11 protein-coding genes and 1 pseudogene are annotated in these 8555 nt (G+C 60.5%); 3 read left to right on the plus strand and 9 right to left on the minus strand.

What is annotated here, in order from left to right:
• Window positions 1-21: 21 nt before the first annotated feature.
• The 5 genes and pseudogenes from ACS5Q1_RS10660 to ACS5Q1_RS10680 form a co-directional block, all read right to left on the minus strand.
• Complete coding sequence (locus tag ACS5Q1_RS10660; protein ID WP_473098139.1) at window positions 22-654, minus strand: aspartate/glutamate racemase family protein; 633 nt, start codon at window positions 652-654, stop codon at window positions 22-24.
• Window positions 655-740: 86 nt separating this feature from the next.
• On the minus strand, window positions 741-1700 hold the full coding sequence (locus tag ACS5Q1_RS10665) for a M24 family metallopeptidase (protein WP_473098140.1): 960 nt from the start codon (window positions 1698-1700) through the stop codon (window positions 741-743).
• Window positions 1627-1941: an aminopeptidase P family N-terminal domain-containing protein gene (locus ACS5Q1_RS10670; RefSeq protein ID WP_473098141.1), complete on the minus strand. Its 315-nt coding sequence runs from the start codon at window positions 1939-1941 to the stop codon at window positions 1627-1629. The genes ACS5Q1_RS10665 and ACS5Q1_RS10670 overlap by 74 nt, the downstream gene beginning before the upstream one ends.
• An 897-nt stretch (window positions 1942-2838) precedes the next feature.
• Window positions 2839-4194, minus strand: a pseudogene (locus tag ACS5Q1_RS10675) (M20 family metallopeptidase); the annotation flags it as partial.
• A gap of 392 nt (window positions 4195-4586) precedes the next feature.
• On the minus strand, window positions 4587-5051 hold the full coding sequence (locus tag ACS5Q1_RS10680; RefSeq protein WP_473098142.1) for a hypothetical protein: 465 nt from the start codon (window positions 5049-5051) through the stop codon (window positions 4587-4589).
• Window positions 5052-5145: 94 nt separating this feature from the next.
• Here ACS5Q1_RS10680 and ACS5Q1_RS10685 point away from each other — a divergent pair, with 94 nt between their 5' ends.
• Together ACS5Q1_RS10685 and ACS5Q1_RS10690 are read left to right on the plus strand one after the other, a co-directional pair.
• Window positions 5146-5733, plus strand: coding sequence for an IS4/Tn5 family transposase DNA-binding protein (locus ACS5Q1_RS10685; protein ID WP_473098143.1), 588 nt, complete (start codon window positions 5146-5148; stop codon window positions 5731-5733).
• A gap of 89 nt (window positions 5734-5822) precedes the next feature.
• Window positions 5823-6104 (plus strand): IS4 family transposase, encoded by a 282-nt coding sequence (locus ACS5Q1_RS10690; RefSeq protein ID WP_473098144.1) that lies wholly within the window; start codon window positions 5823-5825, stop codon window positions 6102-6104.
• A gap of 167 nt (window positions 6105-6271) precedes the next feature.
• Here ACS5Q1_RS10690 and ACS5Q1_RS10695 read toward each other — a convergent pair whose 3' ends face one another.
• From ACS5Q1_RS10695 to ACS5Q1_RS10710, 4 genes are all read right to left on the minus strand, one after another.
• On the minus strand, window positions 6272-6592 hold the full coding sequence (locus tag ACS5Q1_RS10695) for a cupin domain-containing protein (RefSeq protein WP_473098145.1): 321 nt from the start codon (window positions 6590-6592) through the stop codon (window positions 6272-6274).
• Between the two features lie 55 nt (window positions 6593-6647).
• Window positions 6648-6845: a hypothetical protein gene (locus ACS5Q1_RS10700; protein ID WP_473098146.1), complete on the minus strand. Its 198-nt coding sequence runs from the start codon at window positions 6843-6845 to the stop codon at window positions 6648-6650.
• Between the two features lie 59 nt (window positions 6846-6904).
• Complete coding sequence (locus tag ACS5Q1_RS10705) at window positions 6905-7060, minus strand: hypothetical protein (protein WP_473098147.1); 156 nt, start codon at window positions 7058-7060, stop codon at window positions 6905-6907.
• 99 nt (window positions 7061-7159) lie between these two features.
• Window positions 7160-8224, minus strand: coding sequence for an IS66 family transposase (locus ACS5Q1_RS10710; RefSeq protein ID WP_473098149.1), 1065 nt, complete (start codon window positions 8222-8224; stop codon window positions 7160-7162).
• Window positions 8225-8260: 36 nt separating this feature from the next.
• Between ACS5Q1_RS10710 and ACS5Q1_RS10715 the strand changes: the two genes are divergently transcribed.
• A partial coding sequence (locus ACS5Q1_RS10715; protein WP_473098150.1) for a transposase occupies window positions 8261-8555 on the plus strand: 295 nt, incomplete at its 3' end.

The following is an 8555-nucleotide window of genomic DNA, read 5'->3' on the forward strand; positions in this document are numbered from 1 at the left end:
TCCCGTTTGGATCAGCGCTACTCAGCTCACCGATGACATGACCATGCGGCATAGAGTTGTAAGGTCGTAAATCGGCAACCCTGTCATCTTGCGAATCTGTGGAGTCACACAAGGAAAGGCGGAGCACTCAAACAGGATCGCGCCAATGTCGGGATGCCGTCCGCGCACACGAGTGACGCATTCGGCAACGTCGGCCTCAATGTCCTCGAGTTCGGTTACAGGCGGTGGCTTGATCAACTCGTTTCGTACCAAAATACCATCTTCAACTCCGCCGATTACAATCCGCGCTCGTTGCTGAGGATCGTCGATCCCCAGCATTTCCTCGGAGAAGCTGGTTGCGTCCGCGACGAGAACCGCCAGCTTCACATTTGGCGGAATCTGGCGAAGCAACGTAGGAAGAAGGAGTAGACTTGACGTGGCAACAGGCACGGGAACGGCTGCCGCTACCGCGGACTGATAGCGCATGAAGAATCCGCACGATGAGCTGATCGCGACAGCGCCGCGGTCCACGAGGCGTTGCGCCGCTGCGATGAGAGGGGCCTTGAGCGCGGGGTCGCCACGGAACACGCGATCGACCCAGCCCCCCTCGACAGTTTCCTCTATGACAGGAAAATCGAATGTTTTAGGATTCAGCAAGTAACCCGGCGGGAGCATCCAAGGCGGGGATCCTGGAGGCAATCCCCGCTCAGTCCTCAAAACTCCTAGAGAGCCTGTCATATGTGATGTCCTTGCCGTTGCAATCAGAGTTCAAAAAGCTTCCGAGGTGCCTTCGTCAGCGCTTCCGAGCCAGTGTCTGTCACTCGGAAGGTCTCGCTGATGACGTAGCCGAAGTCCTCGTCCAGCCAGTTCCCCAGCATCAGGTGGAATGTCATATTGGGTTTCAGCTCTGTCGTATCGCCGTTCTGAAGACTCGCCGTGAGTTCCACCCAATCGATTCCAATCGCATATCCGCAGCGTGACTCCTTCTTGAAGCCCATCTTCTCAATGGTCTTGTAGAAGGCCCTAGAGATATCGCCGCAAGTACGTCCAGGGCGAACTGCCTCAAGCCCGGCTTCGAGGCCTGCGACTTCCGCGTCATGTAGTCGGCGTAAGCGGTCTGAGGCCGGGCCGATGGAGAAAGTCCGCATGATCGCCGCAACGTAGCCATGCCGGTTGCCGCTCAGTTCAATGTTGATTTGAGAATCGTTACGCAGGACATCGTCGCTCCACAAAATGTGGCAAGTGCCAGTGCGCGGCGAGGAGCAAATGAGCGGAGGCATCATTCCTGAGGCGCGCTTGCCGCCGGGCGCACCGCGGACCTGCGCGGCTACGATTTCCGCAGCTAAGTCCGCTTCGTGGAGGCCGGGGCGGATCAACTCAGCGGCCTGCATGATCGCCGCGTCGGCGATGCCCGCAGCCTCGCGCATGACCTCAATTTCAAGGTCCGACTTTGAAAGCCGCAGCCAATCAACGAGTTTGCTGCAGTCAACGATCCGAGCGCTCGAAAGCCGCAACCGGAATTTGTCGGCATTAGACGCGGACAGCGACCCGCCGCCTCCCATGCTGCCACCACCGAACTCAATACCGATGCCGCCGTTGGCAAGTCCCATTTCGTGAATAAAGTCGATTACGGCATCGTAGCCGTTCTTATCCGGACGCCCGACGTAGTCGTCTGAGTAGCCAAAGACTTTCTCTCGATCGACAAAAATTTTGATGGACACATCCCGGCACATCCATGCCGCGCACAAGCAGTGTTGGCTCTTCTTCGCGAGCCGAGACTACAAGCGCGTGCCGAGAGAACATTCGGGTCAAATTACCCGTAAGATACGTGATGTTGGGCCAACTGGTGACAATGAGCGCATCTACCTCGCGCCGCGCCATCTCGGCTTTCACTGCTGCTAGACGGCGCAGATACTCACTACGTGGAAACGCTTGAGGTCCCTTGGTTATAGGCATGTTCATGCTCCCGAAATTACACTCTGTTGTAGCTACGTCATCGGAGTAGCGAGGCGAAACCGTCTTTCAATGACTTAAAACGGATTGTAGGAGCGAGCGCGTACGCCCGTTCTGCGATGCGAGGAAGATCTGTTCCGGCGGGCCTTGCTCGATGATCCGGCCACTCTCGAAAACGACAATTAGAACCGAGATCTCGCGGGCGAACTGCATCACAGGACGACTGGCAGGCTCGCCACCGACCGGAGACTGACGCATACATTCACCTAATCTGAGCGTGACAAACTCTTTGCCGCTCGCGCACGTCGCGCGACTGGTCCGCCTAAGGCACTTGCCGCATTCCCAATGAAGGGGGATATCTCGCTACTGAACTTTGCTCGATACTGCGCCATTCTAATCCTCTGTCGGCACGCTGATCGGTGTACCCAAGATGTGCCGCGTAACGATGCCTGCTCTATGATTTTTCCACATGTTTAGAGCCAATTTTCCACTCATCTTTGTAGATCTGTGACGGAATCCTGCGTAGAAGTACGGGAAGTCGCACGTTGGCAGCGATGCGACTCGGTTGGAATTTCCAGCCGCGGTTTCTCTACAGAGCGATGTCGCGTTCAGTTCCAAATGCAAAGAAGGCTCCGTCGAATCAGTCATTTGCTCGTCAAGGCCTGATGTGGAAATCCTCCTCGAAGCACCTTTGAAGATTGTATGGTCGTGATTTCCCAACTGTCTCAGGTCAAAGACAGAGTTGAAGCCTCCTCCAGAAATAACCATAGGTTGTTTCTGGCCAGCCGCGTCGCGTAACAGCAGCCTGGGATCGAGCGCAGCCTCGCCCTTCCCTTGGGTTTCAGCCTGTTCGCTCCACCAGGGCAGCGAGGCTCAACCTAAGCGGAGCAACGAAAATTCGGTTGGCTAGGCGCCGGGGTGTCCATGCGCGCCGATAGCCCAGAACAGCCCTGTCATCAACTGCATGCCTTCCCTCACAATAGGCATGAGCATATGTTCGTTCGGAGCGTGCTGGGCGCAGTCAGCATAGGAGTGCGGCACCCACACTGTCGGCATTCCCAAAATATCTGTGAATACGTCATTCGCTAGCGACGCTCCGAGATTGGGAAGCATGTCTGGCTTTTGCCCGGTTGTAGCTTCAATCGAGGCTGCTGCGAACTTCGCCCAAGGGTTATCGGGATCCAACCGGGTGGCTCGGATGTATGCGCCGTCCTCGCGCGCCGCGACTACTTCGACATCAACGAAGCCGTGTTTGTCCAGATGCCGCCTCAATGCAGGAATGATGTCGTCCGCATCAGTCCCGATAACGAATCGTAGTCCGCAGTACGCAATCGCCATCGGGGGGATTGCGTCGTCCGGCCGGTCAGGGTTGCCTGTCTTGAACGCAAGCACCTCAAAGCTATTCCAACCGTACACTCGCTCGGCCGGCGTGAGCATTTTCTCTCCCCAATCGGCGTCAATTTTGGTCGCGTTCTCGCCACCCCCTATCTGAATTCGGGCAAGCGCTTCACGCACCGGTTTCGTCAAGCTCTGAGGGCGCCACTCGGGAGTCAGGATTTGGCCTCGACCGTCAGTGATGGTCGACAGCGCATGTGCCAGGATAATGCCCGGATTGGCGAGCAGACCACCCCAAACCCCCGAATGATACGGACGTTCGCGCCGGTCGATCCTGAGATTGAAGTTCATCACACCGCGAGTGCCTCCGAAAATCGCCGGTCGTCTACGATCGATACGCGGACCATCTGAACCGATTAGCACATCGGCCTTGAGCTTCTGCTTGTTGGCGGCACAAAACTCGGCGAGCCCAGGCGAATCAACTTCTTCTCCCATGTCGATCAGAACGGTGGAGTTGAAGCCGAGCGAACCCCGCTCGGCCAAGATACACTCCAACGCGGCGGTGTTTATAGTGTGCTGCCCTTTGTTGTCCGCAGTGCCTCGACCATAAATGCGGTCGCCCTCGACTACCACCTCCCAAGGGCCGAGGCCGTCCCGCCACTGGCCCTCGTGTCCCTGTACTACGTCGCCATGGCCGTAAGTAAGGACGGTCGGCCGGCTGAAATCTTCGGTTCGCCGCGCGATAAGGAAAGGCCCGTAGTCACCAACTGGATTGGGGTGTACCTCGCACTCATAGCTTAGTTTTTTGAGTGAGTCCGCCATCTCGTTCGCAACGTACCGGTGGAGAAACGGTCTAGCCTCGCTATCTTGACTGGCTGACGGTATCGCGACTCGGCGCTGTAGATCCTGCAGGGATTTGCCGCTATCGAGATAGTTCTCCCCCCCCCCCCCCGCCTAATCGCGCCCGCACGAGTGCCAGTCATAATCGCCCTCCAGTTTCAACCGATAATGATACCATACTTGACTGGATGAGCCGTATTTCGGCATTAACCCACCCTGTACGATGGAAACAGGCGTTAGAATTGTAATTTGTGCCTGTTGCATGCGGCTCGCAGACCGGTCTCTAGCTCAAGGGCTGGGGCAAGGCGGCAGGCTCGCCGGGGCGTGAACTGCCTACGCTCGCACCAGCGGCGATCTCCTCCCCTCGAATCAGCTAATTAGGACTGGTGCGCTCGAGGAGGGTGTCGATCTCGGCAAAGTGTGCCTTCCAGGGGTCCGCATCATTGGCATAGGGCGGGTAGGCCTCGTCATCCTCCGGATCAGGCTTCTTGCGACCCTTTGCCCTGACAGCCGCCCTGCTCGGCCGCGCTGCCGATGCCGCGCAGGGCGGATAGCCCATCAATCGACAGCGGCCAGGGTGCCTTGCGGGTCAGGGCGGTGCGCCGGGTCCGCAGGGCCGCGGCCCGGGTGAGCTCGTGGCTGGGATGGCGCACGTCCATGCCGGCATCGTGCAGGACGAGATCACCGACATCGACCAACTGCCCGTTGAGGAGGAGCGCCCGCACGGCTTCGATCATGTCGCAGCGAGACTGCCAGCCGGCAGCTAGGCCGGAGGCGTCCAGCCGGGCATCGAAGCGCAGGATCGCGATCGTGATCGGCTCAAGCCGGCCAGCAATCTGCTCCCACGGCAGTTCCGGCAACTCAAAGGTTTGGGGAGTAAGCCGTTCCTCATTGAAGTCGCCTCCCCTGCCCCCGAAAGCGTAAGCGGGGCATTTTGCTTTCAATTACCCACATCTCGGGAGCCAGAGCTGCTTCAGCTTGCGCGACATGACTCGGGCGTGATTCCTTGTCGGGCACCCATTCGGATGGAGTGCTGCCATGGATCCGATGCTCGAAGGCGCCTCGTGGCTCGATGAGGAACTTGCCGGATCGACCTTCGCCGACGCACGGCTGGGCCAGCGGCTGCGGCGGCTCTTGGAGCAGCTCGGCGGGGCGATGGGGGCGAGTCTACCGCTGGCCTGCCAGGACTGGGCCGCCACCAAGGCCGCTTATCGCTTCTTTGACAACGATCGGGTCAGCGAGGCTGAGATCCTGGCCGGCCACTTCGCGGCAACCGCCAGCCGCGTGGCCGCGAAGTGGCCGATCCTCATCCTCCACGACACCACCGAGTTCACCTATCACCGTGTCCGGCCCGAGCCGGTCGGCATGACCGGGCAATATCCCTGCCGCAGCCCCAGTTATGATCGGCGCCAGCTCTATACCGTTTGTGGCCTTCTGATGCACGCAAGCCTTGGCGTCACCCCGGACGGGCTGCCGCTGGGGCTGTGTGCGATCAAGTTCTGGACGCGCGCCACCTTCAAGGGCACGAGCGTGCTCAAGCGGCACACACGGGCGTCGATGAGGCGATCGAGAAGATCGGCTGGTACGCCCTGCGCTGGAAGATCGAGCTGTTCCACAAGATCCTGAAATCAGGCTGCCGCGCTGAGGAGGCGAAGCTCCGGTCGGCCGAGCGGCTGGTCAATCTGCTGGCGCTGTTCTGCATCCTGGCGTGGCGGGTGTTCTGGCTGACGATGCTCAACCGGACGGCACCCCAAGCCTCACCACGCCTGGTCTTCACCCCGCTCGAGATCCGCCTGCTCGATCAGCTGGTCAAGGCCAAGACGCCGTCACCGGCGCCAACGCTTTCCCACTATCTGACCAAGATTGCCCGGCTCGGCGGCTACCTCGACCGCGCCCATGATCCGCCGCCCGGCAACATGGTCCTGTGGCGCGGCCTCTCGCGCCTCACCAATATCGGACTCGGCGCAACTCTCGGCACGAGGCTTGTGGGTAATTGAAAGGGCAGATTAGGGGGCAGGCTTCAGGCTGCTTGGGCAACAAGGACGGCGAGGGGCGGGATCTCCGGCTGATCTATGTTCAGTCGAAGGCGGAGTGGGCGATCCTAGCGCCTCTTCTCGCACCGACGACCCCTGGCGTCTGCCGCCGCGCGTCGGCATGAAACATCTCACGCCTGAATCGAGAAGGCTTCTGGTCGCTTGATTTCGATCTCGATGAACGCGATCGGATGGTCGGAACCGTTCATGACGTCGTGCTCAATCCCGGACTTGCGGGAATAGGCCTGCCCAGCCACGAGCGGCACGTCGGTGGCATTCTCGCCGTTGTGGATGCGAAGGGGGCCGTCGACCAGCATCACCACGAGATAAGGCCATTCGTGACGGTGCCATCCCGTCACCGCGCCGGGAGCGAAATCCCACCGCGTAATCCGCACGTCGGCATCATCCTGCTGGACAGTTGGAACGGCCGGAACGGTGCACTTGAAGCTCATGAGCCCCTCTCCTCTGCTTTGGAGGCATCTCCCACAATGGGCTGCCGATTGGAATTCAGCGGGCTGTGCGCGACGAGAGCGTGTAGCAGGACACTGGTGCCGGCGCAATGTCGTCCCGCGCAGCATATTTCGCATTGTTTTGAGTGGTGCCGTTGCGGCACGGCGTGAAGATCATCGCGGTCAGGCAGATCCTGGCGAGGAAATACACATCATGCCCGGCTTGGCTGGGCAGGGCGCGATGGGAAGAGCCCAACGCTCCGGCATGGAACCTGATCGAGCTGACGAGAGTGTCGTCGAAGACACTGACGTCGGTCAGGTGCCGTTGAGCAGTAGTGCGCGCACGGCTTCGGTCATGTCACAGCGAGACTGCCAGCCGGCGGCGAGCCCGGAGGCCTCCAGGCGGGCATCGAAGCGCAGGATGCTGATGGTGATCGGCTCGAGCCGTCCGGCAATTGTCTCCCACGGCAACTCCGGCAGGGCGTAGGTGCGGGGGATCAGCCGCTCCTCGTCAAAGTCCCCTACCCCGCTCCCTAAAGCGTAAGCTGGGCAGATTGGGGGCGGCGGGCCTCAAGCTGCTCGGGCGACGAGGTTGGCAAGCGGCGGGATCCTCGGCTGATCCGGGTTCAGCCCGAGCCGATCCCCGAGATAGGCGAAGAACGACAGCCCGAGCTTGCGGCAGGTCTTTGAAAGCCCCAGCATCACGTCGCGGGCTACGCGGCCCTCCGCACTCATCGTGCTGCCGGAGATCTTGCGCTTGATCACCCAGGCGCGCAGGTCGTTCTCGGACGCATTGGTGTGCAGCGGGATCTCCGGCCGCTCGAGCACCCGCAGCAACTCGTCCTTGCGCCGCGCCAGGCGGGCCAGCAAGGCGTCGAGGTCCTTGTATCCCGTGCGTTGGCCAAAGATCCGGTCGAACTGCCGCCGGAAGGCCCTCTCACCTCCTGGTGACGGGCTCTGCTTCCACAGCTTCAGGCTGCGATAAAAGCACCAGATCGCCTGACGGACCAACTCCACTGCCTTGGCCTGCTTGGGCGAGGCGGGCATCAGCTTCTGCAGGTGCCGCTCTGCGTGAACCCAGCACAAAGCATGCTTGGCAACGCGGAACTGGCCGGCATCGTCGGAGACCACGACGGTGTTCTCCATTAGCCCGTGATGCCGGAGCGCACCCCAGGTGGCGGCTTCGTTCAATAGCTGAAGCAGAGGCCGGTCGAAGATGTTGATCGAACACCGCAAGAGATGCTGCCACCACTCCAATTGCGAGTTGAACACCTGGCCCGGATGCGTTGCCAGCCGGGCGATCACGGCGCCCTCGACCGGCTGCGCCCGCAGGTAATTCAGCGCGGCCTCGTTGACGACATAGTCGTCACAGCCGGCCCGCAGTAGAGACAGGAAGTTCAGGCGTGATTTCGACCGGCCGGTGCGGAAGACCGTAAAGCGCTCGCCGCCAATCTGCGTGGTGACACCGGGACGGCGCGCATGCCGCGCGCCGGTATCGTCAACGGTGATGTAAGGGGAAGAGACAAGGCCCGCCTTCAGGATTGCGTGGTCTTCCTGCTCGAACAGATCCAGATCCGTGGTGAGCAGGCGCACCACCTGACGTTTGGAGTGATCCTCCCTCGCATTGGTGGACACCTTTGCTAAGCTCCTGAGGGAGCGGGAGGGTGTTCGATGACGAAGACGAGGCGAGACTTCACCCCGGAGTTCAAGCGAGAGGCTGTTGCCCTTTTGGAGAGCAGCGGTCGCCCCTTGATGCAGATCGCAACCGAGTTGGGGATCTCCCCTTCGATGCTGCGCAACTGGCGGGCGGTTGTGAATGGCGGCCCTCCTCGATCACGGGCTGGTTCGAACGTCGCGAAGGCCGGCTCCGCGCCTCTGGCCTCTCCGGCTGATCAGGCGGCGGAGATTGCCCGTCTGCGCCGTGAACTCGATCGCACGCGCATGGAGCGCGATGTGTTAAAAAAAG

Source organism: Microvirga sp. GN3, from assembly GCF_055792825.1.